Raw genomic sequence first — 24,687 nt, forward strand, 5'->3', positions numbered from 1 at the left:
ACGACACCCACGCGAAACCGACGTAACCAATCGAGGTCGGCCCGGTTACCCGGGCGTCGACGAACTCGCGTCCTCACCGAGCGCCGCGAGCACAGCCTTCGCCGTCGCCACCCCGATACCCGGGACCTCGGTGATCTGCTCCACCGTAGCCTCCCGGATCCGGGCCACCGAGCCGAAGTGCGACACGAGGGCGGTTCGCCGGGCTTCGCCCAGTCCGGGCACGGTGTCCAGCGCGGAGGCCGTCATCCGCCGGGAGCGCTTGCTGCGGTGGAAGGTGATGGCGAAGCGGTGGGCCTCGTCGCGCACCCGTTGCAGCAGGTACAGCGATTCGCTGTTGCGGGGCATGATCACCGGATCGGGCTCACCGGGTACCCACACTTCTTCGAGCCGTTTGGCCAGGCCGATCACGGCCACATCGGTGATGCCGAGCTCGTCGAGGACCTCCGCGGCCGCATTCACCTGCGGCGCACCGCCGTCCACCACGTACAGGTTGGGCGGATAGGCGAAGCGACGCGGGCGCCCCGTCTGCGGATCGATGCCGGGCAGGCCGGGTTCGGTGTCGCCGGATTCGGCGGCCGCCGCGTCCGCGTCGGCGGCGGCGAGATCGCGGCGCAGCCGCGCGAACCGCCGCCGGGTCACCTCGGCGATGCTGGCCACGTCGTCGGATCGGCCGCCGCCGGCGGCCTCCTTGATGGCGTAGTGCCGGTAGTCGGACTTGCGGGGCAGCCCGTCCTCGAACACCACCAGCGACGCCACCACATCGGTGCCCTGTACGTGGCTGATGTCCACGCATTCGATACGCAGCGGCGCACTGTCGAGGTCGAGCGCGTCCTGGATGCCCTGCAGCGCCGCCGACCGGGCCGTCAGATCGCCGGCCCGCTTGAGCTTGTGCTGGACCAGTGCCTCGGCGGCGTTGCGCTCGACGGTCTCCATGAGCGCCTTCTTGTCGCCACGCTGCGGCACCCGCAACTGCACCGCCGAGCCGCGCAGCTCCGAGAGCCAACGGCCGACCTCGGCGGCGTCGTCGGGCAGGGCGGGCACCAGCACCTCGCGCGGCACCGCGGTCGCCGCCTCCTCGCCCACCGAGCGCTCCGCGGCGGCCACCTGTTCGCCGTAGAACTGGGTGAGGAACTGTTCGACCAGGGCCGGCACCTCACCGGACTCCAGATCGACGGCGTCGCCGGACTTGTCCACCACCCAGCCGCGCTGCCCGCGCACCCGGCCGTCGCGCACGTGGAAGATCTGCACGGCCGCCTCGAGTTCGTCGGTGGCGAAGGCGATCACGTCGGCGTCGGTACCGGTGCCCAGCACCACGGCCTGCTTCTCCAGCGCCCGTTCCAGCGCGGCCACGTCGTCGCGCAGCCGCGCGGCGTTCTCGAAGTCCAGCTCCGCGGCGGCATCGGCCATCCGGCGCTTGAGTTCGCGCACCAGCCGGTCGGTGCGGCCGGCGAGGAAGTCGCAGAACGCCTCCGCGATCGCGTAGTGCTCGGCGGCGTCCACCCGGCCGACGCAGGGCGCGGCGCACTTGTCGATGTAGCCCAGCAGGCACGGGCGACCGATCTGGTTGTGGCGCTTGAACACTCCGGCCGAACAGGTGCGGACGGGGAACACTCGCAGCAGCAGGTCGACGGTCTCGCGGATGGCCCAGGCGTGCGCGTAGGGGCCGAAGTAGCGGACGCCCTTCTTGCGGGCGCCGCGATAAACGAACACCCGCGGGAACTCCTCGTTCATGCTCACCGCGAGCATGGGGTAGCTCTTGTCGTCGCGATAGCGGACGTTGAACCGCGGGTCGAATTCCTTGATCCAGTTGTATTCGAGCTGGAGGGCTTCCACCTCGGTGGACACCACGGTCCACTCCACCGACGCCGCGGTGGTGACCATCTGGCGGGTGCGCGGATGCAGCGAGGAGACGTCCGCGAAATACGAATTCAGGCGCGACCGCAGGCTCTTGGCTTTGCCGACATAGATGACCCGGCCGAAACCGTCCCGGAATTTGTAGACGCCGGGCTCGACGGGAATGGTGCCGGTTGCCGGCCGGTAGGTCGCGGGATCTGCCACGCATCCAGGTTAACGACGGGCACCGACAAAGCCGCGGGCGCGGATCGGAATCCGCGCCCGCCGCCGATCAGGAGTGACCCGAGGTGCACACCCACGCGATGATGTTGCCGCCCGCCACGTTCTCGGCGGTGCCCAGGTCGTCGCCGGTGCCACCGGAGTACCGGTCACCGTTGTCGGAGACCGCACCGCACCCGTTGCTGAAGCTGGCCACGATGGTGCAGTCGGAGTTGCCGCACTCGTCCAGCGCACGCTGCTCGGCGCTGCTGCTGTCGTCGTAGTCCCAGGACTTGCCGACATTGCCGTGGCTGTCCACGGCGATGGCGCCGTAGTACCAGCCGTCGGCCTGCGCGGCACCGGCCCCGACCAGACCACCGGCCAGCAGCAGACCGGCGGTACCGCCGACCACCATGCGACGGCCGCGCGAAATTGTTCCCGTCATCGGATTTCCTCCCGAATTTCTGTTCCGTGTCCGCTCCGCTCCCCCGACCGGACGTCCACAGGGTACTCGCAGGAATCCCGCAATCCAATCGAGTTACCGCCCACCCGATTTCGACCGGAACAGCGGCCGTCACCCGGCCCGCAACCGGGCGGCTAGATCGCCCCGTTCACCGATCTCGACGGTGTCGAGCTCGAGCCAATCCGCCAGCCGCCGTAGGGAATCCGCCAGATCGGCGGCGACTTCGGCTGTGCCGCAGTCCGGCTCGGCGAACGCGCCCGGCACCAGCAGCCGGCCCGTGGCCCGGTCGGCCCGCACGTCGACCCGGGCCACCAGCCGGTCGCCGGACAGGAACGGCAGCACGTAGTACCCGTGCACCCGCTCGGCGGCCGGGGTGTAGATCTCGATCCGGTAGTGGAAGCCGAACATGCGCTCGGTGCGCGGGCGGTAGAAGACGAGCGGATCGAACGGGCACAGCAGTGCCGTGCCCTCGATCCGGCGTGGGGTGCGCGCGGCCGGATGCCGGTAGGCCGGCTGATCCCAGCCCGCCACCGACACCGCTTCCAGCTCCCCGGCGGCGACCAGTTCGGCCAGCGCCGGGGCCGCCTGCGCACTGCGCAGCCGGTAGTAGTCGCGCAGATCCGCGGCGGTGCCGACGCCGAGCGCCGCCGCTGCCTTGAGCATCAGTTCCCGTACCGCGTCCGGTTCGGCCACCGTGCGGGCGCGGATCGCGGCCGGCAGCACCCGCTCGGTCAGGTCGTAGTAGCGCTGGAAACCGACCCGCTTGTCGACCGACAGCTCGCCGACGGCGAACAGCTGCTCGCACACCACCTTGGTGTCGCTGTGGTTCCAGCCCCAGTGATCCTTGGCGCGCGGACCGCCGAGCTCGAGCGCCCGCTCGATCTCGGCCGCGGTGCTGGGCCCGCGTTCGGCGATCACCGCCAGCACCGCCGTGGGCAGCCCCGGGTCCCGTTCCAGTACCTTGCGGGCGCCGCCCCAGCGGCCGTGCCCGTATTCGGCCATCCGCCAGCGCAGCAGCGGCCAGTCCTCGATCGGGACGAGTGCCGCCTCGTGGGCCCAGTACTCCACCAGCCGCCGCGGCCGCCGCGCCCGGTGCGACCAGGCGGCCTCGTCGACCAGCGCGCGGTCGTAGGCGCCGAGGCGGCTGAACACCGGCAGATAGTGGGCGCGGGTCACCGCGGTCACCGAGTCCAGCTGCAGCAGCCGGGTGCGCTCGAGCAGCCGGTGCACCGCGCCGCGGGACGCGGCGGCCGCGGGTAGCTTGCCGAAACCCTGTGCGGCCAACGCGGTCCGGCGCGCCGCGGCGGCGGTCATCCGGTCGGCGCCGGCCCGCGCCCGGCCGACGGTGGTGGTCGTGGTGGTCACCCGGGAATGGTGACAGAAGGCACCGACAAGTCGCCGGGGCTGTCGGCGCCGTCTGTTACCTTCGCAAAATACGACAAGCCGTACCCCCGGGAGCTGGAGGAATCCGTGACGGAATCGTGGACACCGGAGGTCATCGTCGTCGGTGCCGGTCTGGCCGGCCTGGTCGCGACCTACGAGCTCACCCGCGCCGGGCGGCGGGTCCTCGTCCTCGACCAGGAGAACCGCGCGAATCTGGGCGGGCAGGCGTTCTGGTCGCTGGGCGGACTGTTCTTCGTCGACAGTCCCGAGCAGCGGCGCACGGGGATCAAGGACTCGCTGGAGCTGGCGTGGCAGGACTGGCTGGGTTCGGCCGGTTTCGACCGCGACGACGAGGACCAGTGGGGCCGCCGCTGGGCGCGCGCCTACGTCGAGTTCGCCGCCGGGGAGAAGCGGCAGTACCTGCATGATCTGGGTCTGCGGGTGATTCCCGCGGTCGGCTGGGCCGAGCGCGGCGGTGCGCTGGCCGACGGCCACGGCAATTCGGTGCCGCGGTTCCACATGACCTGGGGCACCGGCCCGGAAGTGGTCCGGGTGTTCGCCGAACCCGTGCTCGCCGCGGAGCGAAAAGGCTTGGTGCGCTTCGCGTTCCGGCATCGGGTCGACGAGCTGATCGTCGAGGACGGTGCGGTCACCGGTGTGCGGGGCAGTGTGCTGGTCCCCACCGAACTGGGGCGCGGTTCCGCCTCCCCGCGAGACGTGGTGGACGAGTTCGAGTTCCGGGGCGCGCCCGTGCTGGTCAGCTCCGGCGGCATCGGGCACAACCACGAGCTGATCCGCCGCAACTGGCCCGAGCAGCGGCTGGGCCAGGCCCCCGCCACCATGATCTCGGGTGTCCCGGCCTACGTTGACGGCCGCATGCTCGCCATCACCGAGGCCGCCGGCGGCCGGATCGTGAACCGCGACCGAACGTGGAACTACACCGAGGGCATCCACAACTGGAACTCGATCTGGCCCGATCACGCGATCCGGATCATTCCCGGCCCCACCTCGCTGTGGTTCGACGCCATCGGAAAGCGGCTTCCCGCACCGTGTTTCCCGGGTTTCGACACCAACGCCACCATGAAGGCGATCCTGGCCCACGGCCACGACTACTCCTGGTTCGTGTTGAACCACACCGTGATCGCCAAGGAGTTCGCGCTCTCGGGCTCCGAGCAGAACCCGGACATGACCGGCAAGGACCTGAAGCTCGTGCTGAAATCCCGTGCCGCGGGCGGTGCTCCGGGCCCGATCGAGGCGTTCCTGAAGCACGGGATCGACTTCGTCACCGCCGACAACCTCACCGACCTGGTGACCAAGATGAACGCGCTCGCCCGCCCCGCCCACGACGGCACCACCCCGGTACTGGACGTGGCGGATCTGGAGCGGCAGATCGTCGCCCGCGACCGCGAGGTGACCAACGCGTTCACCAAAGACGCTCAGCTGCAGGCGATCAGCAATGCCCGGCGCGGGCTCAGCGACCGGCTCACCCGGGTGGTCGCGCCGCACCGGCTGCTCGACCCGGCGCACGGCCCGCTCATCGCGGTGCGGCTCAACATCCTGACCCGCAAGACCCTCGGCGGCCTGCAGACCACCCTCGACTCCCAGGTCGTGCGGCCCGACGGCACGCCGTTCCCCGGTCTGTACGCGGCGGGCGAGGTGGCCGGCTTCGGCGGCGGCGGCGTGCACGGATACAACGCGCTGGAAGGCACGTTCCTGGGCGGCTGCATCTTCTCGGGCCGGGCCGCGGGGCGCGCACTGGCCGCGGCGGTGCGGTAGCGGCGCAGCCGACCACCCGGCCGGCGAGTGCACGGCCGGATCGATGCTGCCCGGCTCGGCCGATCGGCGCCGACTCGGCCGGTCAGTGCAGCGGCGGAGCCGAGATGCCCATCGCCGCGACCCGGTGCCGCACCGCGAACCACCCGCCCACCAGCGCCGGGACCAGCACCACCAGGCTCGCCACGGTCCAGGTGCCGACGGGGTGGTCGAAAGCCATGAGCACCAACACGATTCCCAGGAACGCCAGCGTCGCGATCCCGGTCCAGGGTGCGCCCGGCATCCGGAAGTCGGGCCGCTCGATCTCCCCGCGCCGCCACAACCGCCACATCTGCAGCTGACAGGCCACGATCGTGGCCCAGGACGCGAGGATACCGAGCGCGGCGATATTCAGCACGATCTCGAAGGCCTCCGAGGGGACCACATAGTTGAGGCCCACCCCGCACAGCGCGATGCCGCTGGTCAACAGGATGCCGCCGTAGGGAACACCGAAGCGGTTCATCCGCGCGGTGAACGCCGGGGCGCTGCCGCTCATCGCCATCGAGCGCAGGATGCGGCCGGTGGAATACAGCCCGGAGTTCAGGCTCGACAGCGCGGCGGTCAGCACGACGAAGTTCATGATCGAACCGGTATGCGCCACACCCAGTCTCGAGAAGAAGGTGACGAACGGGCTCTCGTGTTCGGAGTAGGCGGTGTACGGCAGCAGCACTGCCAGCAGCAGCAGCGACCCCACGTAGAAGACCGCGATCCGCACGATCACCGCGTTGATCGCCCGCGGCAGGATCTTGCGCGCGTCCTGCGTCTCCCCCGCCGCGGTGCCGACCATTTCCACCGCGGCATAGGCGAACACCACCCCGGAGGTGACGGTTACCAGCGGCAGCAGCCCGGTCGGGAACCAGCCGCCGTGCGCCGAAACCACCGACAGCCCGGTGGGTTCGGTGCCCACGTGCCCGCGGGCCACCAGGAACACCGTGCCGATACCGATGAACGACAGCAGCGCCACCACTTTCACCAGCGCGGCCCAGAACTCGATCTCCCCGAACAGCGACACCGACATCATGTTGGCGGCCAGCACGACCAGCAGCGCGGTCAGCGCCATCGTCCATTGCGGCAGGTGCTGGAAGGCGCCCCAGTACTTCAGGTAGGTGGCGATGGCGGTGCTGTCCACGATCCCGGTCATCGACCAGTTCAGGAAGTACATCCAGCCGGCGACGAAAGCGGCCTTCTCCCCGAAGAATTCGCGCGCATACGACACGAACGAGCCCGAGGACGGCCGGTGCAGCACCAGCTCACCGAGCGCCCGCAGGATCAGGAAGACGAACGCGCCGCACAGCAGGTACACCAGGAACAGCCCCGGCCCGGCCTTGGCGAGCCGCCCGCCCGCGCCGAGGAACAGGCCCGTGCCGATCGCGCCACCGATCGCCATCATCTTCACCTGCCGCGGATGCAGGCCCTTGTGATAGCCGGCGTCCTCCGCTTCCAGGCGTGCTTCCCGCTGAACGTCGGTCATGACCACTGGCCCTTCGCGATCGGTGGAACGCGACAACTACAGACGAGCCTGCGGCACCGGTGAACGGCGGGACTCCGCAGTGTTCCCAGGCTAGCCCGGGCGCGGACTCAGCTGTTGGGGATGGACAGCTGGAAGGCGGGCTTGTCGCCGCTCACCGACGACACGCTGAGCGAGACCTTCACGGTCTTGCCGGTCGAATCGGTGACCACACAGGGACGCACGCTCGCGGGCGCGGCCTTCTGCAGGCCCACGCACGCCACCTTGGTCGCGTCGGCGTCGGTGAACATCTTGTACAGCGTGGCCACATTGGCGTTGGCGTCGGCGACGCTGATCATGGGGTCGACGAAGGCCGCGTTCAGGTCGGCGTTGCCGTCGTGCACCTTGGCGACGGTGACGGTGGCCGGCCAGGCCGTCCCGGCGCCGTCGGTGATCGTGCACTTCACCGCGGAACCCTCCTGCGCGACGACGGTTCCGTCGCAGGTGCCCTTCGGCATCGCCACCCCGGCGTACTGCTGGTACAGGTTCGTCAGTGCGGGCTGCAGGTTCTGCGCCGGAATCTGCGCGGGCGCCGAGGAGGAGGACGACGAGCACCCCGCGAGCAGGATCGGCAGAGCCGCCACGGAGAGAAGCAAGCCACGACGCATGGACACAACACCCTTCGAGTGTCGGGCGGCCGGCGACCGCCCGGAATCGGATCTGTGCAGTGCTATCACACTCGTGCCCGCTGGTGCCATCGGATCGGACCGACCGGCCTATTCCGTGCCCGTGTAGTGGGCACCCAGCTTCCGGAAGGTCGCCATCGCCTGAGCCGCGTACTCACCGTCGTTGGCGCGGATCGCCATCAGCGGCGCGTATTCGTCACCGACCAATTCGAGTCGCGCCCAACGCTTCTGCTCCGGGAAAGACACCCCGCGGATGTCGGGCCAAGCGAACAGGTCGGTGCCCGCGAGGTTGCGCACCTCGACACCGCGCGCGCCGACGCGGACCCGTGGGCGGGCCAGGACCAGGACGCCGCCGGCGATGAGCAGGCCCAGCAGCACGACCGCGCCCTGGTCGGCGACCCGGAAGTTCACGCCGGTGGTCTGGTGCGAGCTCAATAGTCCCGCGACCAGGAACGCGACCGCGATCAGCGCGGCGACGATCCGGATCCGCAGCGTCGCCCGCCGCGGCCGCACCACCAGATCCCAGTCGCCGGTGGTCTGCTCGGTGGCCACCGCGCTCACACCGCCGCCCGCAGGGCGCGCAGGGTGAGGGCGGCGTCCAGGGCCGCCGCGCACGCCTGTTCGCCCTTGTCCTCCACCGAGCCCGGCAGGCCGGCGCGGGCCAGCGCCTGCTGTTCGGTGTTCACGGTGAGCACGCCGTTGGTGACCGGGGTGCCCTCGTCCAGCGAGACCCGGGTCAGCCCGGCGGTCACCGCGTCGCAGACGTAGTCGAAATGCGGTGTCTCACCACGGATCACGACGCCCAGCGCCACGACGGCGTCGTGTGTGCGGGCCAGCGTCTGCGCCACCACGGGCAGCTCCATCGCACCCGCGCAGCGGACCATGGTGATCTCGGCGACGCCGGAGGCCTTCGCCGTGCGCTCGGCACCGGCGACCAGGGCGTCGCAGATGGTGGTGTGCCAGCGGGAGGCGACCACGGCCAGTTTCAGGTCCTTGGCTTCGGTGAGCGCGAAGGTGGGAACGCCGGTGCCACTCATGAATGTTCCTTTCCGGCCGCGTCCGCGCGGCAGGTCACTGTGCCGTTTCGCCGAGGTCCAGGTCGTCGAGCCCGACCAGGTCGTGGCCCATCCGATCGCGCTTGGTCCGCAGGTAGCGCAGGTTCTCGGCGTTGGCGCGCACCGGCATCGGGACCCGTTCGGTGATCGAGAGGCCGTAGCCGTCGAGGCCGACCCGCTTGGCGGGGTTGTTGGTGAGCAGCCGCATCGAGCTGATGCCGAGGTCGACCAGGATCTGGGCGCCGGTGCCGTAGTCGCGGGCGTCGGCGGGCAGGCCGAGTTCGATATTGGCGTCGACGGTGTCGTGCCCGTCGTCCTGCAGCTGGTAGGCCTGCAGCTTGTGCATCAGGCCGATGCCGCGGCCCTCGTGCCCGCGCATGTACAGCACGACGCCGCGGCCTTCCTTGGCCACCATCTCGAGCGCCGCTTCCAGTTGCGGGCCGCAGTCGCAGCGCAGCGACCCGAACACGTCACCGGTGAGGCACTCGGAGTGCACGCGCACCAGCACGTCGGAGCCGGAGCCGTCCGGCCCGGCGATGTCGCCCATGACCAGGGCGACGTGCTCGACGTCGTCGTAGATGGTCTTGTAGCCGACGGCCCGGAACTCGCCGTGCGGGGTGGGGATGCGGGCCTCGGCGATCCGGTCGACCTGCTTCTCGTTCTTGCGGCGCCAGGCGATCATGTCGGCGATCGAGATCAGCGACAGCTCGTGTTCGTCGGCGAAGATGCGCAGCTCCTCGGTGCGCGCCATATCGCCTTCGTTCTTCTGGCTGACGATCTCGCAGATCACGCCGGCGGGCTCGAGGCCGGCCATCCGGGCCAGGTCGACCGCGGCCTCGGTGTGGCCGGGGCGGCGCAGTACGCCACCGTCCTTGGCGCGCAGCGGGACCACGTGACCGGGCCGGGTGAAGTCGCCGGCGCCGGCCTTCGGGTCGGCGAGCAGCCGCATCGTGGTGGCGCGGTCGGCGGCGGAGATTCCGGTGCTGACGCCCTCGCGGGCGTCGACGGCGACGGTGTAGGCGGTGCCGTGCTTGTCCTGGTTTACCGCGTACATGGGCGGCAGCGCGAGACGGTCGCAGTCGGCGCCGGTCAGCGGCACACAGATGTAGCCGGAGGTGTAGCGGATCATGAACGCCACCAGCTCCGGGGTGGCTTTCTCGGCAGCGAAGATGAGGTCGCCCTCGTTCTCGCGTCCCTCGTCGTCGACGACCACGACCGCCTTACCGGCGGCGATGTCGGCGATCGCGCGTTCGATGCTGTCGAACCTGGTCACGTCTGTCTGTGCTCCATCTCGAATCGGCTGTTCCTACAGTACGGCGTGCCGTTCGCCCTATTGTCGGGCGGCACCACTGCCCTACTGCCGGGCGCGTCCCGCCCAGTGGCCGGACGCGTCCGTGCGCTACTGCTGGGTGGCGTCTCCGCCGCGCTGCTGCAGCCGCTCGACGTACTTGGCGATGATGTCGACTTCCAGGTTGACGACCGTCCCCACCGGCGAGGCGCCGAGGGTGGTGAGTTCCTGGGTGGTCGGGATCAGCGATACCTCGAACCAGTCCCCCTGCCCGGGCTCGGCACCGAGGCCGGAGACCGTGAGCGAGATGCCGTCGACGGTGATCGAGCCCTTCTCGACGACGTAGCGGGCCAGCCGGTCGGGCAGCGAGACCCGGACCACCTCCCACTTGTCCTGCGGGGAGCGGGACAGCACGGTCCCGGTGCCGTCGACGTGTCCCTGCACGATGTGACCGCCGAGCCGGCTGTCCACCGCGGCCGCGCGCTCGAGGTTGACGCGGGCGCCGACACCGAGCCCGCCGATGCTGGACCGGTTCAGCGTCTCGCCCATGACGTCGGTGGTGAAGGCGTTTCCGTCCACGACGTCCACGACGGTCAGGCAGACACCGTTGACCGCGATCGAGTCGCCGTGTTTGGCGTCGGAGACGACCACCGGACCGCGAATGGTGAGGCGAGCCGCGTCGCTGCTCTCCTCGGCCGCGACGATCTCGCCGAGTTCCTCGACGATCCCTGTGAACATGTGCCCGCGTCTCCTGTTCTGCTGCCTGGTCCGGTGCCCGCGCTCGCTGGTCCGGGCGGGTGGGCGCTGCCCTCACCGTGCGCCAACCATCCGGTCCGCGGCATTGTTCCCGGACGACGGCCGGGCCCGGCTACCGAATTCGCCCGGTTTCCCCGGTCAGGTTAGCTCAGCCGCGCGGCGATCTTCTGCGCAGTCTCCTTGGCGGAGCCGGGGTTCTGACCGGTGATCAGGTTGCCGTCGACGACGGTGTAGGAGACGAAGGGCAGCATGGCCTTCTCGTAGTGGGCGCCGCGTTTCTTCATCTCGGCCTCGGCGTTGTAGGGCACGAGTTTGTCGACTCGGGCGAGAACTTCCTCCTGCCAAGCGAATCCGGTGAGGTTGCGGTCGGCCACGAGCAGCGAGCCATCGGAGAGGCGGGTGTTCAGCAGTCCGCAATAGCCGTGGCAGACCGAGGCGACGATGCCACCGCGTTCGAAGATCTCGCGGGTGATGCGCTGCAGCCCGGCGCTGTCGGGGAAGTCGTACATCACGGCGTGGCCGCCGGTGAAGTAGACGGCGTCGAAGTCGGCGGCGTCGATGTGGTCGGGGTCGGCGGTGTTCTCGAGCAGTGCCATGCGCGCCGGGTCGGCCCGCCACGCCTTCGCGGTCCGGCCGTAACTGGGGAACTTCAGTGACCGCGGTTCCAGTGGCACGTGCCCGCCCGCGGGGCTGACGAGGGTCTGTTCGAAGCCGTGTTCTTCGAAGACCTGCCAGGCGTGGGTGAGTTCGGACAGCCACAGGCCGGTGGGATGCGACGGGTCGTCGTAGTGCCCGACATTGGTGACGACGTTCAGAATGCGCTTGGTCATGGTAAAACCGGCCTTCCGGGATGGTCGAGGGCTGTGTGCGGCGACTTGACCGGCACTTCGGTCAAGGGCCCTGAAAAGTTCTCACAATCGATACCGGAAAATACATCGATGTCATTCGAGAAACTATTCGGTAAACAGGACCGCTGCTCCGACAAATTTGTCGTATCGTGCATTTTCGAGACCCGATCGGCCTCGCTTGCAACCACTCCGGTAATCATCCCGCCCGTAGCGGCCGGATAGTAGTACCCACCGGACGACGCGCTCACACTACAAGCTTGCGTCGCCGCCGGGTGGGCCGCAGAATTGTTACGAAGTCGTCTTTTCCGAGCTCGAGTTCCGCCCGACGCCGTCCGGTGCAGAACATTCCGCACCACGCCGTCGTCCCAGTTCGAGCACCCGCCGAGAAGCCACCACCAGCTCCCCGGACCGAGAGGTGATACCCGCACGGGTACGCATTGCGCGCCCGCCGACACTCCTGAGAGGTATGCGTGACGACATTATTCGATTCGACACTGGAGGTTCGCTGTGTTCAATATCGCCGCGAATTCCATCTCGCGGCATCGATCGACCCGGCGTCACGCCACATTTTGTTGGAGATAGGCCCACGTTTCGGCGCGATCACCATGCCGGCCGAACTCGGCGAGCGGGTGCAGCAGCGGCTCACCGACACCGGAATCGCCGGGCCGGTCGTGCACCATCCGCGCGCCCGCCGCTGGACCTTCCTCACCCTCGCGCCGCGCCCGGGCACCCTCACCAAGGCGGTCACCGCGGAACTGTTCCGGCTGTACGCGACGGTGGCGTGTCCGGGCAGTCAGGTGGTGCTGCCGTCCGCCGACGACGAGCGCACCGGCTACCGCACCTGGGTGCAGGCACCCGAGACCGCCGACACCGTGCCGGCGCTGGAAGAGGTCCTGATCGCCACCACCGCGGTCTGTGGCCGCAAAGTCCCGATGCACTGACCGGCCGGTCCCGGGGGCGCCGCCCCGGGACCCGCGCGGACGGCTAGACCAGCCGCTTCTCGGCGTCGGAGGCCAGCAGCCGCAGCTTCTCCACGGTCGCCGACGGGTCGGCGGTGCCGTACACGGCCGAACCGGCCACGAAGCAGTCCACGCCCGCCTCCGCGGCCTGCTCGATGGTGTTCATGTTGATGCCACCGTCGATCTCCACGACCAGCCGCAGCTCACCGGCGTCGACCAGGTTGCGCACGATGCGCGCCTTGTCCAGCACCTGCGGCATGAACGACTGCCCGCCGAAGCCCGGTTCGACGCTCATCACCAGCAGCGTGTCGAAGTGCTTGAGGATCTCCAGGTAGGGCTCGATCGGGGTGTTCGGCTTCACCGACAGCCCCGCCTTCGCGCCCGCCGCGCGGATATCGCGAGCGACCGCGACCGGGTCGTCGGTGGCCTCGGCGTGGAAGGTGACGTTGTACGCGCCGGCCTCGGCGTACGGCGGCGCCCAGCGGGCCGGGTCCTCGATCATCAGGTGGCAGTCGAGCGGGATGTCGGTCGCCTTCAGCAGGCTCTCCACGATCGGGAGTCCGAGCGTGAGATTCGGCACGAAATGGTTGTCCATGACATCGACGTGCAGCCAATCCGCGGTCGCCACGGCGCGGGCTTCGTCTGCGAGCCGGGCGAAGTCGGCGGACAGGATGGACGGTGCGATCATCGGCGACGGCCGGTCGAAATGCGAGTGCGAGGTGGACACCGCCGCAGTGTAGCCGGGGGCCCGAACGGCCGATCGACGGTTGCCGCTCCCCGAAGTGGGTAGCCTTCTTAGCGTGATCAACATGTCGGCGGAACCTGGACTGCGCGGCGCGCCGGTCGAGATCGGGGTGGCGGCCGCGGTGTCGCAGTTGCCCATCGTGCGCGGCCTGGCCGAGACCCTGGTCCTGCTCAGCGATTTCACTCTCGACGAGGTGGCCGATATCCGGCTGGCCGTCGACGAGGCGTGCTCGACCCTCATCGCGCTGGCGGCGCCGGATTCGACGCTGTGCTGCCGGTTCGTGGTGGGCGAGCAGGAGTTGCTGGTGCGGGTGTCGGGGGTCGCGGCCGTGACCGGACTACCGGATCAGCACAGCTTCGGCTGGCATGTGCTGCGGACCCTCACCGACGAGGTGTTCGCCACCCAGGATCCGTTCGACCAGGCCAGCGCCGGATATCCCACCACCGTAGAGTTCCGGCGGGTCCGGGGGAAGATCTAGTGGTCGACGACAGTGGGCTCCCGCCCGCCGCATCCGTTCCACCCGAGCCCGGAAAACCGCACACCGAAGACTCGCGCCACGTCCGCGACCAGGACGAAACGGATACGGCCGCAACCGAATCCGAGGACGCCGAACTCGACCAGGAAGAGATCCGCACGGTCACCACGGCCGGCGGCTACGACGACGTCGCGGACCTGTTCACCAAGCTGGCCGGGACGACCGAGCCGGACGCGCGGGCCGCGTTGCGCGCGCAGCTGGTCCAGCGCTGCATTCCGCTGGCCGACCACATCGCCCGCAAGTTCAGCGGCCGTGGCGAGCCGTTCGACGATCTGACCCAGGTCGCGCGGGTGGGCCTGCTGCACGCGGTGGACCGTTTCGACATCAGCCGCGGCAACAACTTCCTGTCCTTCGCGGTGCCGACCATCATGGGCGAGGTCCGCCGCTACTTCCGCGACAACACCTGGGCGATGCGGGTGCCGCGGCGGGTCAAGGAGACCCATCTCCGCATCGGCGCCACCGTGGACGCGCTGTCGCAGCGGCTGGGCCGATCCCCCACGGCGAAGGAGATCGCCGCCGAACTGGACATCGATCCCGACGAGGTGACCCAGGCGGTGATCGCGGGCAACGCCTACCAGCCCACCTCCATCGACGCCGTCTCCAGCGGCCGCGACAGCGACGCCTCGCTGCTGGACACCTTGGGCGCCGAGGAATCCCAGTTCGACCGGGTCGAGGAGTACATCGCGATCCGGCCGTTGCTGGCCGGCCTGCCCGAACGGGAGCGCCGCATCCTCACCATGCGGTTCTTCGAGTCGATGACCCAGACCCAGATCGCGCAGCGGATGGGCATCTCGCAGATGCACGTGTCGCGGATCCTGGCCAAGACCCTGGCCCGGTTGCGCGAACAGTCGGAGCGGTAACGGGTCACGGAGCCGGCCGTGCTGCCGCCGGAACCGGAAGTGGTTCCGGCGGCAGGTAGATTTGCTCTTCGGAAACCGACCATCGACGCCGAAGGGGACATCTTGCTGCCGTTCGACTCGCTGTACCGGCACGGATTCGCCCGGGTGGCGGTTGCGGTGCCATCGGTCCGGGTGGCCGATCCGGCCTACAACGCCGAGCAGACCCTGGTCCTGGCCCGGCAGGCCGCCGCTGCGGGCGCGGTGTTGACGGTGTTCCCCGAGCTGGGCCTGTCGAGTTACACGGCCGACGATCTGTTCCAGCAGGACGCGCTCGACCACGGCGTGCGCGCGGCGCTGGAGCGGATCGTCGCCGAGAGCACGGAGATCGACACCGTGCTGGTGGTGGGCGCGCCGGTGCGGGCGCAGGGCCGGTTGTTCAACTGCGGCATCGTCATTCGTGACGGCCGGGTGCTGGGCGCCGCGCCGAAGAGCTACCTGCCGAGCTACCGCGAGTTCTACGAGAAGCGCCAGTTCGCCGCCGCCCGTGAGGCTTTGGCGGACACGGTGACCATCGCCGGTCAGCAGGTGCCGTTCGGCGCCGACCTGCTGTTCGAGGCGGCGAACCTGGACGGCTTCACCTTCCACCTGGAGATCTGCGAGGACGGCTGGGTTCCGTTGCCGCCCAGCGGTTTCGCCGCACTGGCCGGGGCCACGGTGCTGGTGAACCTGTCGGCCAGCAATATCGTCGTCGGCAAGGCCGACTACCGGCGCGAGCTGTGCGCCTCGCATTCCGCGCGCTATCTGGCCGCCTACCTGTATTCCGCGGCCGGGAACGGGGAATCGACCACCGACATGGCCTGGGACGGGCAGGCGCTGGTCGCCGAGAACGGTCAGATCCTCGCCGAGGGTGAACGTTTCGCCGACCACCCGCAGCTGGTGACCGCTGATGTCGATCTGCAACGACTCGCCGCGGACCGCATGCGGATGACCAGCTTCAACGACACGGTGCACGACCACCAGGACCGGCTGCGGCAGTTCCGGCGGATCTCGGTGCGGCTGCCGGTCCCGGCGCACGCCGTGCCGCTGCAACGCGAATTCCAGCGCTTCCCATACGTTCCCGCCGATCCGGCGGTCCGCGACCGCCGGTGCGCCGAGGTGCACCACATCCAGGTCGAGGGCCTGGCCACCCGGCTGGCGGCGACCGGCTCACAGCGGGTGGTGATCGGGGTGTCCGGCGGCCTGGACTCCACGGTCGCGCTGATCGTGGCGGTGCAGACCATGGACCGGCTGCGCTTGCCGCGCTCGAATGTGCTGGCCTACACCATGCCCGGCTTCGCGACCAGTTCGCGCACGCTGGGCGACGCGCATCGGCTGATGGCCGCGCTCGGCGTCACCGCGCACGAGATCGACATCCGGCCGTCCTGCCTGCAGATGCTGCGGGACCTGGGACACCCTGCGGCGGACGGGGTTCCGCAGTACGACGTCACCTTCGAGAACGTGCAGGCCGGGGAGCGCACCTCGCACCTGTTCCGGCTGGCCAACCACCACAACGCCATCGTGATCGGCACCGGGGACCTCTCGGAGCTCGCGCTGGGCTGGTGCACCTACGGTGTCGGCGATCATATGTCGCACTACAGCGTCAACGCCTCGGTGCCCAAGACACTGATCAAGTACCTCATCGCCTGGTCTGTGCGGACCGGTGAGCTGGGCCCGGAGGCGGGTGTGGTGCTGTCGTCGATCCTGGCCACCGAGATCTCCCCCGAGCTGATCCCGACCGACGGGGACGGCGATCAGCCCGGCCAGAGTTCGGAGGCCACGGTCGGCCCGTACGAACTGCAGGACTTCCACCTGTACTTCCTGCTGCGGTTCGGCTATCTGCCCAGCCGCATCGCCTACCTGGCCTACCGGACCTGGTCGGACCGCTCCCGCGGCTCGTGGCCGGACCTGCTGCCCGAGCAGGACCACCACGAATACGACCTGGCGACCATCAAGCACTGGCTGGCGGTGCTGCTGCGGCGGTTCATCCAGACCAGTCAGTTCAAGCGGTCCGCACTGCCCAATGCCCCGAAGGTCGGTTCGGGTGGTTCGCTGTCGCCGCGCGGTGACTGGCGGGCGCCCAGCGACGCGGTGGCGACGGCCTGGCTGGACGAGCTGGAACGCAACGTGCCCGACACGCCGGAGCGTTGACCGCCGCCGGGTCGAGTGCTTACCTGGTCCCATGACGGATCCCGGGATGCTGGATTTCGACGACGTCTATCGCGGTACCAGCCCACTCGGGCCGGGCGCCGCCGCACCGTGGAGTATCGGTGAACCGCAGCCAGAGCTCGCCGCCCTCATCGAGCAGGGCGCGATCCGCGGCGAGGTCCTCGATGTCGGGTGCGGGGAGGCCGCGTTGTCACTGGAGCTGGCCGGCCGCGGTTTCACCACCGTGGGCCTGGACCTCTCCCCCACCGCGATCGAGCTGGCCCGGGCCGAGGCCGCCCGCCGCGGCCTGACCACGGCCTCGTTCGAGGTCGCCGACATCAGCGATTTCACCGGTTACGACGGCCGCTTCGACACCATCGTCGACAGCACGCTGTTCCACTCCATCCCGGTCGAGGCGCGCAAGGGCTACCAGGAGTCGATCCTGCGGGCCGCCGCGCCGGGCGCCCACTACTACGCGCTGGTCTTCGACCGGGCCGCGCTGCCGGACCCCACCGGCCCCGGCCCGAACCCGGTCACCGCCGAGGAGTTGCGTGCGGCCGTCGCGCCGTACTGGACGATCGACGAGATCCGGCCGGCCCGGATCCACGCCAATTTCAGTGCGGCCGTCCTGGATTCACCGAACGCCCCGAAGTTCGCCGGGATCGAACGGGTGTCGGGCGATCGCATCACGCTGCCCGCCTGGCTGCTCTCGGCCCACCGCTAGGACGGCGACAGGGCGGCGGCACTCATTCGGCGGCGCCGTCGGCCAGGCGGCCGGGTGCGGCCAGGCGCCAGGAGTCGAGCACGATGGCGGCCAGCTCGTCCGCGTCGTCCAGCGCCGCCAACCGCACCCGCACCCACGCGTTGTTCGCCTCGTGCGCGGCGATCCAGAATTTCTCCGGCTCGGCGACCACCAGTTCGTCCCGGTCGAGGATCGGGCAGCGCACCGCCATCGAGGTCTCGTCCTCCGGCAGGGTCAGAAACAGCTTGCCCGCCACGCGGAAGATCGGCATCCCCCAGGCGAACTGCTCCGAGGTCTCCGGTAGCGACAGAGCCAGCGAGCGAACGGCTTCGGCGGTGACACTCATCCCCCGATAGTGCCAGCCGGGTCGGACAGGCCGACCGGCCGGCGGCCCGCCGCCGACCCCGGCCCAACCGCCGCGCCGAAATATCATGCGCCATCGGAGAATTCGATGCCGCAGGCCGAAAGGAACGCCCGCGCCTGCGCCCGCACCTCCGCGAGTTCGCCGGGCCGGCCCAGCATACGGATGATCGCGTCGGGGATCGCCCGCACCGCCCACTCCGGCGCGTCGCCCTCGTCCGAACGGATGTCGACGACGGTCTCCACGAGCCGGAACGGCAGCACGATCGCGGCGGACACGCCGGTCGCCCCGGATCGGTCCACCGTCGCGGCGGCCAATGTCTCGTACTGCCTGCGCAATTCGTCGCGGCGCAGCCGGAAACGGCGGAAGCGTTCGGTGCGCAGCTCCGGGATCGCGTACAGCGCGGCGGTGTTCCAGCGGGCGGCACACAACTGCCACACGTCGTACCAGGCCAGCGCGTACAGCCGGACCACGGCGGGAACCGCTTCGGTGCGCAGCCGCTCCGCCAGCGGCGCCGGTACCGCAACGGTTTCGGCCAGCAGCGCGTCGAGAATATCTTCCTTGGCCGCGAAGTGGTGGTACAGCGAAGCCTGGCGAATACCGACCGCGTCGGCCACCGCCCGGGTCGAGGTGTTGCCGTAGCCGTTGGCGGTGAACAGTTCCGCCGCCGCGTCCAGGATTTCCGCCCGGGCGGTTCGCCCCTGTCGGCGCCGCTGCTCGAGCCGGGGCCGGCCCGGGCCCACCCCTGTCGTCTCAGCACCTGCGGTCATGGCATCAAACTAACCCGGCGATGCCGGTGCGCGCCGCCGTGACCAGGCGATCCGGCACCGGAACAGATTTCTGTCACCCGACAGAAACATCCGCAAACCAGAAGTTACCCGGCGCAGCACGATCGACACCCGTACGTCACCGAATCGGACACACAGCGGGAAAAACTGTCAATCGACAGGGTGGCCCGGAACGCACCGGCCGCATCCATCAATTGCCGGAGCACGAGATGAGCACTGCGACAACCGATACCGAGCGGTTCTCCGTCGCCGCGGATACACCGGGGTCCGAACAGGTTGCGGCCGTGACGGATCTACGGGTGACGTTCCGGCGGGACCGCCGCGACGTCCACGCCCTGCGCGGTGTCACGCTGACGGTGCGCCGCGGCGAGATCCTCGGCCTGGTGGGCGAATCCGGGTCGGGCAAGAGCGTGCTCGGCACGGCCCTGCTCGGACTGCTGCCGGCTGCCACCGCCACCGGCACGGTCCGGGTCACCGGAACCGACATGCTCGGCGGCGACCCGGCCGCCCTGCGTCGGGTGCGCAGACTCGATCTGGGTGCGGTGTTCCAGGATCCGATGACCTCGCTGAACCCGACCATGCGGATCGGCGCCCAAGTCACCGAGGCAGCCGGCAGCAGCGCGGAAGCCGAACGCCTGCTCGCCGCGGTCGGCATCCCCGACCCGGCGCGCCGGATGCGCAGCTTTCCCCATCAGCTCTCCGGCGGGCTGCGCCAACGGGTGATGATCGCGATGGCGATCGCCGGGGACCCCGAACTGATCGTGGCCGACGAGCCGACCACCGCCCTCGACGTCACCGTGCAAGCGCAGGTGCTGGCTTTGTTACGCGGCATCTGTGACACCCTCGGCTGCGGCATCCTGCTCATCACCCACGACCTCGGCGTCGCCGGGCAGATCGCCGACCGGATCGCCGTCCTCTACGCGGGCCGCATCGCCGAGATCGGGCCCGCCGCAGCGGTGCTCACCGACCCGGCCCACCCCTACACCGTCGGCCTGCTGCGTTCGCGGCTCACCCTGGACACCCCCCGCGGGGAGCCGCTACCGGCGCTGGCCGGCGCGGTCCCGAGCCCGGTCACCCCGCTACCCGGGTGCGCCTTCGCCCCGCGCTGCGAACGGGCGGTCGACACCTGCGCTGTGATCCTGCCGGATCCGCTGCCGACCACCGCGAATCGGACGAGCGCCTGCCCGGTCCCGCCCCCGCCCGCGGCGAGCGCGGCCGCAGCCGCTTCGGATCGGCCCACCGATCCGGCCCGAACGACCAGCTCGGTGCCGCAAACCCCAGCCGACCCGACTCGGCCCCGACCGACCTCGGACCCGAGCGCGCCGGAACCCGCTGCACCACTGGACATTCCGCCCGCCGCGAAGCTGCACGACGTCACCAAGGTCTTCACCGGCGGCGCCCTGCGCGGGCGGCAGCCACTGCACGCCCTGCGCCGGGTCTCGCTCACCGTGGCCCCGGGTGAATCGCTGGCCATCGTCGGCGAGAGCGGCTGCGGGAAGTCGACGCTGCTGCGGATCATCGCCGGGCTGGAACGGGAGTCCGGTGGCACGGTCTCCGTCGCGGGGCGACCGCAGCTGGTCTTCCAGGACGCCGGCGCCTCCCTGACACCGTGGATGTCGGTGGGCGAGTTGATCTCCGAGCGACTGCGCGGCACCGGCGCGAGCCGCACCGAACGCCGGGCTGCGGTGCTCGAGTCCCTGCGCCGGGTCGGGTTACCACCCGAGGTCGCCCGGGCCCGGCCCGCCCGGCTGTCCGGCGGTCAGCGCCAACGGGTCTCGCTGGCGCGCGCCACCGTCGTACCACCCTCGATCCTGCTGTGCGACGAACCCACCAGCGCCCTGGACGTGTCGCTCGCGGCGTCCGTGCTGAACCTGATCGCCGAACTGCGTGCGGAGCTGGGCATGTCGGTGGTTTTCGTGACCCACGACCTCGCGGTGGCGCGCGTCGTGGCCGATCGGATCGCGGTCATGTACCTGGGCCGGATCGTCGAGATCGGACCGGCCGACCAAGTGGTCGCCGCCCCGGCGCACCCGTACACCGCGGCGCTGATCGCCTCGGTCCCCGAACTCGGCAAGGAGCCGGCCCCCACCGCCGGTGAACCGGCGAGCCCACTGGATCCACCCACCGGCTGCGCTTTCCACCCCCGTTGCCCGATCGCGATCGCGGCCTGCGCGGACCCACTGCTGGACGTCCGCACCGAGGGACGGCCCGGCAGCACGCACCAGGTGGCGTGCATCCAACGAAAGGCGAGCTGAGATGGCTGTCACCGTGCCCGGCGGGGGCATCACCCGCGATCGGCTGGCCGCGGCCCTGCCCGCGTCCCGCACCGAACTGCTGAACTGGCTGGGAGTTTCGCTCCCGCTGCTGGTGACCGTGATCGCGCTGGCGGTGCCGCTGCTGGCCCCGCACGCCCCGCTGGTGCCCGCCGGCGCCCCGCTGCGGGCGCCGGGCACCGACGGCTTCCTGCTCGGCTCCGACAGCATCGGCCGCGACATCCTCAGCCGAGTCCTGTACGGCATGCGCGCCAGCTGGTTCGCCGCCCTCGCCGTGGTCGCCGGCGGACTGCTGATCGGCGGGCTGATCGGGCTCATCGCCGGTGCGGCCGGCGGGTGGGTGGACGCGGTGCTGATGCGGATCACCGACGCCTTCCTGGCCCTGCCCGCGCCGGTACTGGCGGTGGCCCTGGTGGCCGCGCTGGGCCCCGGATTCGCGCACACGCTCGTGGCCGTCTCGATCGTCTGGTGGCCGTTCTACGCACGGCTGGTCCGTGGCGATGTCGCCCGGCTCGCGGCCCGGCCGCACCTCGAGGCCGCGAAACTCGCCGGAACCGGACCGATCCGGCGGGCGGTGCGGCACCTGCTGCCCGGTGCGGTTCCCAGCGCCTTGGTCGCGGCGAGCATGGACCTCGGCACCCTGATCCTCACCCTGGCCTCGCTGTCGTTCCTCGGGCTCGGACAGGCCGCTCCCGCACCGGAACTCGGCGCCGACGCCGCCCGCAACCTCACCTATTTCCTGCAGCAGTGGTGGCTGCCGGTGATGCCCGGCATCGCGGTCGGGCTGCTCGCCCTGGTCGGCAATGTCGCCGGCGACTGCCTGCGCAATCTCGTCAAGACCCGATAGGAGTCCGATGCGTACCTTCGTCCTGTCGCGGATCGCGTCGATGCTGGCCATCCTGGTCGGTCTCACCGCCGTCATGTTCGCGCTGCAACGGATCTCGCCGCTGGATCCGGTCCACGCCCAGCTGGGCGCGCAGGCTTCCCGGGAGGCGATCACCGCCCGGCGCCACGTCCTGGGCCTGGATCAGCCGATCCTGGTGCAGTTCTGGCACTATCTGCTCGGCGCCGCGCACGGCGACTTCGGGGTCTCCTACCGTACGCGCCGGCCGGTCGGAACCGACCTGGCCAGCTATGTGCCGGCCACCGCGGAACTCGCGCTCTACGGCATCCTGATCGCCCTCGTGCTCGCGGTGTTGCTGGCGCTGGGCACCACCCTGAGGTGGCCGGGTGCGCGGCTGCTGCGAGCGGCGCTGTTCCTGGGTGCCTCCACTCCCCTGTTCCTGCTCGGCATCGTCGGGCTCATCGTGTTCTACCAGCAGCTCGGCTGGCTGCCCGCCAACGGCCGCAGTTCGCTGGCCGGGGCGCCGACCGGCCCGACCGGACTGTTGACCGTCGACGGGCTACTGGCCGGCCGGTTCGACGTGATCGGCGACGCGCTGCGCCACCTGGTGCTGCCCGCGACCGCGGTCGCGATCGGGCCGGCCGTGGCGATCGGCCGCGTGCTGCGGTCCAGCCTGCTCGACGATATCGACAGCGACTACGCCCGGACCGCGACCGCCAAGGGCCTCACCCCCGCCCGGGTACTGGTGCGGCACGTGCTGCGCAACTGCGTCGGGTCGGCACTGTCGATGACCGGTCTGCAGGTCGGGTTGATGTTCTCCGGCGTCCTGGTCGTCGAGCAGGTCTTCGGTTGGCCGGGGCTCGGACAGTATGTCGCGCAGAGCATCCCGGTCGCCGACTTCCCCGCGGTCGCGGGCGTCGCACTGCTGCTCGGCGCGTTCTATGTCGTCCTGAACACGGTCGTGGACCTACTGCAGGCCGCCGCCGACCCGCGCATCGCCGCCACTTAGCCCCCTTCCTCCGTCTCCGCCTCGACCCCTCAGGAGCCCCTATGAGAATCCCCCGCCGTCACCTCGGTGCCCTCGTGATCGGGACAGCGCTGATGCTGGCCGCGACCGCGTGCGGCGGCAACAACACCCCCAACGCCGCCCCGACCGACCACACCCTGCACCTGTCGTTCCTGCAGGACCCGGGGCAGCCACCGGACCCGGACGTGTTCTACGCGGCGCAGGGTCTGCTGCTCACCACCAACACCTACGAGGGTCTGCTGCAGTTCGCCCCCGGCACCGACAAGGTGCAGCTACAGCCACTGCTCGCCACCTCCTGGACGGCTTCCCCGGACAACAGGGTGTTCACCTTCCAGCTGCGCCAAGGCGTCACCTTCCACGACGGCACCCCGTTCACCGCCGCCGCGGTGAAGGCGTCGTTCGATCGCCGGCTCGCGGTGAACCAGGGCCCGGCCTACATGGTCTCGGAGGTCGATTCCGTTACCACCCAAGGCGATTTCGGCGTCACCATCACGCTGAAGTCCCCCAATTCGGCCTTCCTCGACTACCTCGCCTCGCCCTACGGCCCGCGCATGATGAGCCCCACCGGCCTGGCCGCCAACGCCGGAACCGACAACGACCAGACCTACCTGACCACCCACGATCTCGGCACCGGCCCCTACACCCTCACCGACGCCCGGGTCGGCGCCCACTACGGTCTGGCCGCCTATCCCGGATATTGGGGCAACAAACCGTATTTCACCACCGTCGACCTGCCGGTGATCACCGACACCTCCGCGCAGCAGCTGCAGTTCGACAACGGCGGGCTCGCCGCGATCATGCACGACCTGCCGTCCTCGGCGGTCGCTTCCTACATCGGCAACACCAAGTATTCGAACTACTCACTGCCGTCGATGATGTCGGACTACCTGTACCTGAACCCGCATCATGGGTTGTTCGCCGACCAGGCGGCCCGCCAGGCCACCCAGCAGGCGATCGACGTGGCACAACTGGTCCAGCAGGCGTTCTCTGGACGCGGCAAGGTGGCCCCACAGATCTACCCGCCCAACATGATCGGCCCGGAGTTCGCCCAGCAGCAGATCCCGCACGACACCGCCGCGCTCACGAAACTCGCCGCGACGCTGCCCGCGGACAAGAAGTCGATCACCATCGGCTACGACTCCAGTAACCCCGATAACCTGTTGGTGGGCAATCTGATCCAGGCCCAGCTCGCCACCGTCGGTATCACCGCGACCGTCCAGGGATACCCCACCGCGCAGATCTACTCCTGGATCGGCACCGACGCGGCGCAGGCCCCGGACATGCTGGCGCTGGCCGGCTGGCCGGACGCGCCCTCGCCCTACACGTGGGGGCACATCAGTTTCGACCCGGACGGTGGCCTGAACTACTTCGGTTGTGCCGCACCGGATGTCACCGCGGCACTGAACACCGGGAAGGCGAGCGGCGCCGATCGGGCGTTCTCCGACGCCGCCGAGAAGGCGTCGGCGACCGGATGCTGGCTGAACATGGTCGACATCGACGACTTCATGGTCGCGCAGCCGTGGTTGAAGGGCGTCGCGGAATCGCACATCGTCTCCGAGCCGAACACGCTTCGGCTGGCCTCGCTCTCGGTCGGGTGACC

At 69.9% G+C, this 24,687-nt stretch carries 23 protein-coding genes; 10 read left to right on the forward strand and 13 right to left on the reverse strand.

All coding sequences use genetic code 11. The annotated features are described in order from the left end of the window. Window positions 1–45: 45 nt before the first annotated feature. The 3 genes from uvrC to EBN03_RS31785 form a co-directional block, all read right to left on the reverse strand. On the reverse strand, window positions 46–2,058 hold the full coding sequence (gene uvrC, locus EBN03_RS31775) for an excinuclease ABC subunit UvrC (protein ID WP_122191873.1): 2,013 nt from the start codon (window positions 2,056–2,058) through the stop codon (window positions 46–48). A gap of 67 nt (window positions 2,059–2,125) precedes the next feature. Beyond that, on the reverse strand, window positions 2,126–2,497 hold the full coding sequence (locus EBN03_RS31780; protein ID WP_122191874.1) for a DUF4189 domain-containing protein: 372 nt from the start codon (window positions 2,495–2,497) through the stop codon (window positions 2,126–2,128). 129 nt (window positions 2,498–2,626) lie between these two features. After that, on the reverse strand, window positions 2,627–3,829 hold the full coding sequence (locus EBN03_RS31785; protein WP_122191902.1) for a winged helix-turn-helix domain-containing protein: 1,203 nt from the start codon (window positions 3,827–3,829) through the stop codon (window positions 2,627–2,629). 156 nt (window positions 3,830–3,985) lie between these two features. Between EBN03_RS31785 and EBN03_RS31790 the strand changes: the two genes are divergently transcribed. Next, window positions 3,986–5,674 (forward strand): FAD-binding dehydrogenase, encoded by a 1,689-nt coding sequence (locus EBN03_RS31790; RefSeq protein WP_233608772.1) that lies wholly within the window; start codon window positions 3,986–3,988, stop codon window positions 5,672–5,674. An 82-nt stretch (window positions 5,675–5,756) separates the two neighbouring features. On the opposite strand, the gene EBN03_RS31795 is transcribed toward EBN03_RS31790, so the two are convergent. The 7 genes from EBN03_RS31795 to EBN03_RS31825 form a co-directional block, all read right to left on the reverse strand. Beyond that, entirely contained in the window at window positions 5,757–7,181 is a 1,425-nt protein-coding gene (locus tag EBN03_RS31795; protein ID WP_122191876.1) for an amino acid permease, read from the reverse strand. Window positions 7,182–7,288: 107 nt separating this feature from the next. Further along, window positions 7,289–7,825: a DUF4333 domain-containing protein gene (locus EBN03_RS31800; RefSeq protein WP_158675802.1), complete on the reverse strand. Its 537-nt coding sequence runs from the start codon at window positions 7,823–7,825 to the stop codon at window positions 7,289–7,291. Between the two features lie 108 nt (window positions 7,826–7,933). After that, window positions 7,934–8,395: a PH domain-containing protein gene (locus tag EBN03_RS31805; protein ID WP_233608773.1), complete on the reverse strand. Its 462-nt coding sequence runs from the start codon at window positions 8,393–8,395 to the stop codon at window positions 7,934–7,936. 5 nt (window positions 8,396–8,400) lie between these two features. Beyond that, window positions 8,401–8,880: a 6,7-dimethyl-8-ribityllumazine synthase gene (ribH, locus tag EBN03_RS31810; protein WP_122191879.1), complete on the reverse strand. Its 480-nt coding sequence runs from the start codon at window positions 8,878–8,880 to the stop codon at window positions 8,401–8,403. Between the two features lie 34 nt (window positions 8,881–8,914). Continuing rightward, a complete protein-coding gene (locus EBN03_RS31815; protein WP_122191880.1) occupies window positions 8,915–10,171 on the reverse strand; it encodes a bifunctional 3,4-dihydroxy-2-butanone-4-phosphate synthase/GTP cyclohydrolase II in 1,257 nt (418 codons plus the stop codon). Between the two features lie 126 nt (window positions 10,172–10,297). Next, the gene (locus EBN03_RS31820) at window positions 10,298–10,924 is read right to left on the reverse strand and encodes a riboflavin synthase (RefSeq protein WP_122191881.1); all 627 of its coding nucleotides are present in this window, start codon (window positions 10,922–10,924) and stop codon (window positions 10,298–10,300) included. Window positions 10,925–11,085: 161 nt separating this feature from the next. After that, window positions 11,086–11,772: a type 1 glutamine amidotransferase domain-containing protein gene (locus EBN03_RS31825; protein ID WP_122191882.1), complete on the reverse strand. Its 687-nt coding sequence runs from the start codon at window positions 11,770–11,772 to the stop codon at window positions 11,086–11,088. 623 nt (window positions 11,773–12,395) lie between these two features. Here EBN03_RS31825 and EBN03_RS31830 point away from each other — a divergent pair. Further along, window positions 12,396–12,731 carry a hypothetical protein gene (locus EBN03_RS31830; protein ID WP_233608774.1) on the forward strand — a complete coding sequence of 112 codons (336 nt, stop codon included), beginning with the start codon at window positions 12,396–12,398 and terminating at the stop codon, window positions 12,729–12,731. Between the two features lie 43 nt (window positions 12,732–12,774). Here EBN03_RS31830 and rpe read toward each other — a convergent pair whose 3' ends face one another. After that, complete coding sequence (gene rpe, locus EBN03_RS31835; RefSeq protein WP_122191903.1) at window positions 12,775–13,437, reverse strand: ribulose-phosphate 3-epimerase; 663 nt, start codon at window positions 13,435–13,437, stop codon at window positions 12,775–12,777. Between the two features lie 121 nt (window positions 13,438–13,558). Here rpe and EBN03_RS31840 point away from each other — a divergent pair, with 121 nt between their 5' ends. The 4 genes from EBN03_RS31840 to EBN03_RS31855 all read left to right on the forward strand — a co-directional run bounded on the left by EBN03_RS31840 (window position 13,559) and on the right by EBN03_RS31855 (window position 17,776). Continuing rightward, window positions 13,559–13,972, forward strand: coding sequence for an ATP-binding protein (locus tag EBN03_RS31840; RefSeq protein WP_233608775.1), 414 nt, complete (start codon window positions 13,559–13,561; stop codon window positions 13,970–13,972). 149 nt (window positions 13,973–14,121) lie between these two features. Next, a complete protein-coding gene (locus EBN03_RS31845) occupies window positions 14,122–14,889 on the forward strand; it encodes an RNA polymerase sigma factor SigF (RefSeq protein WP_199743060.1) in 768 nt (255 codons plus the stop codon). Between the two features lie 99 nt (window positions 14,890–14,988). After that, window positions 14,989–17,055 (forward strand): NAD(+) synthase, encoded by a 2,067-nt coding sequence (locus EBN03_RS31850; protein ID WP_199743061.1) that lies wholly within the window; start codon window positions 14,989–14,991, stop codon window positions 17,053–17,055. 31 nt (window positions 17,056–17,086) lie between these two features. Next, window positions 17,087–17,776 (forward strand): class I SAM-dependent methyltransferase, encoded by a 690-nt coding sequence (locus EBN03_RS31855; RefSeq protein WP_122191886.1) that lies wholly within the window; start codon window positions 17,087–17,089, stop codon window positions 17,774–17,776. A 22-nt stretch (window positions 17,777–17,798) separates the two neighbouring features. On the opposite strand, the gene EBN03_RS31860 is transcribed toward EBN03_RS31855, so the two are convergent. Then, a complete protein-coding gene (locus EBN03_RS31860; protein WP_122191887.1) occupies window positions 17,799–18,140 on the reverse strand; it encodes an MmcQ/YjbR family DNA-binding protein in 342 nt (113 codons plus the stop codon). Between the two features lie 83 nt (window positions 18,141–18,223). After that, complete coding sequence (locus tag EBN03_RS31865; protein WP_122191888.1) at window positions 18,224–18,925, reverse strand: helix-turn-helix domain-containing protein; 702 nt, start codon at window positions 18,923–18,925, stop codon at window positions 18,224–18,226. A 227-nt stretch (window positions 18,926–19,152) separates the two neighbouring features. Between EBN03_RS31865 and EBN03_RS31870 the strand changes: the two genes are divergently transcribed. The 4 genes from EBN03_RS31870 to EBN03_RS31885 are packed head-to-tail and all read left to right on the forward strand — an operon-like array spanning window position 19,153 to window position 24,685. Beyond that, a complete protein-coding gene (locus EBN03_RS31870) occupies window positions 19,153–21,198 on the forward strand; it encodes a dipeptide ABC transporter ATP-binding protein (RefSeq protein WP_122191889.1) in 2,046 nt (681 codons plus the stop codon). Between the two features lies 1 nt (window position 21,199). Beyond that, entirely contained in the window at window positions 21,200–22,063 is an 864-nt protein-coding gene (locus EBN03_RS31875; protein ID WP_122191890.1) for an ABC transporter permease, read from the forward strand. 7 nt (window positions 22,064–22,070) lie between these two features. Next, on the forward strand, window positions 22,071–23,069 hold the full coding sequence (locus tag EBN03_RS31880; RefSeq protein ID WP_122191891.1) for an ABC transporter permease: 999 nt from the start codon (window positions 22,071–22,073) through the stop codon (window positions 23,067–23,069). 41 nt (window positions 23,070–23,110) lie between these two features. Further along, on the forward strand, window positions 23,111–24,685 hold the full coding sequence (locus EBN03_RS31885; RefSeq protein ID WP_199743059.1) for an ABC transporter substrate-binding protein: 1,575 nt from the start codon (window positions 23,111–23,113) through the stop codon (window positions 24,683–24,685). The last annotated feature ends 2 nt before the right edge of the window (window positions 24,686–24,687 follow it).

It is taken from the genome of Nocardia stercoris, from assembly GCF_003696265.1.
GTDB lineage: Bacteria > Actinomycetota > Actinomycetes > Mycobacteriales > Mycobacteriaceae > Nocardia > Nocardia stercoris.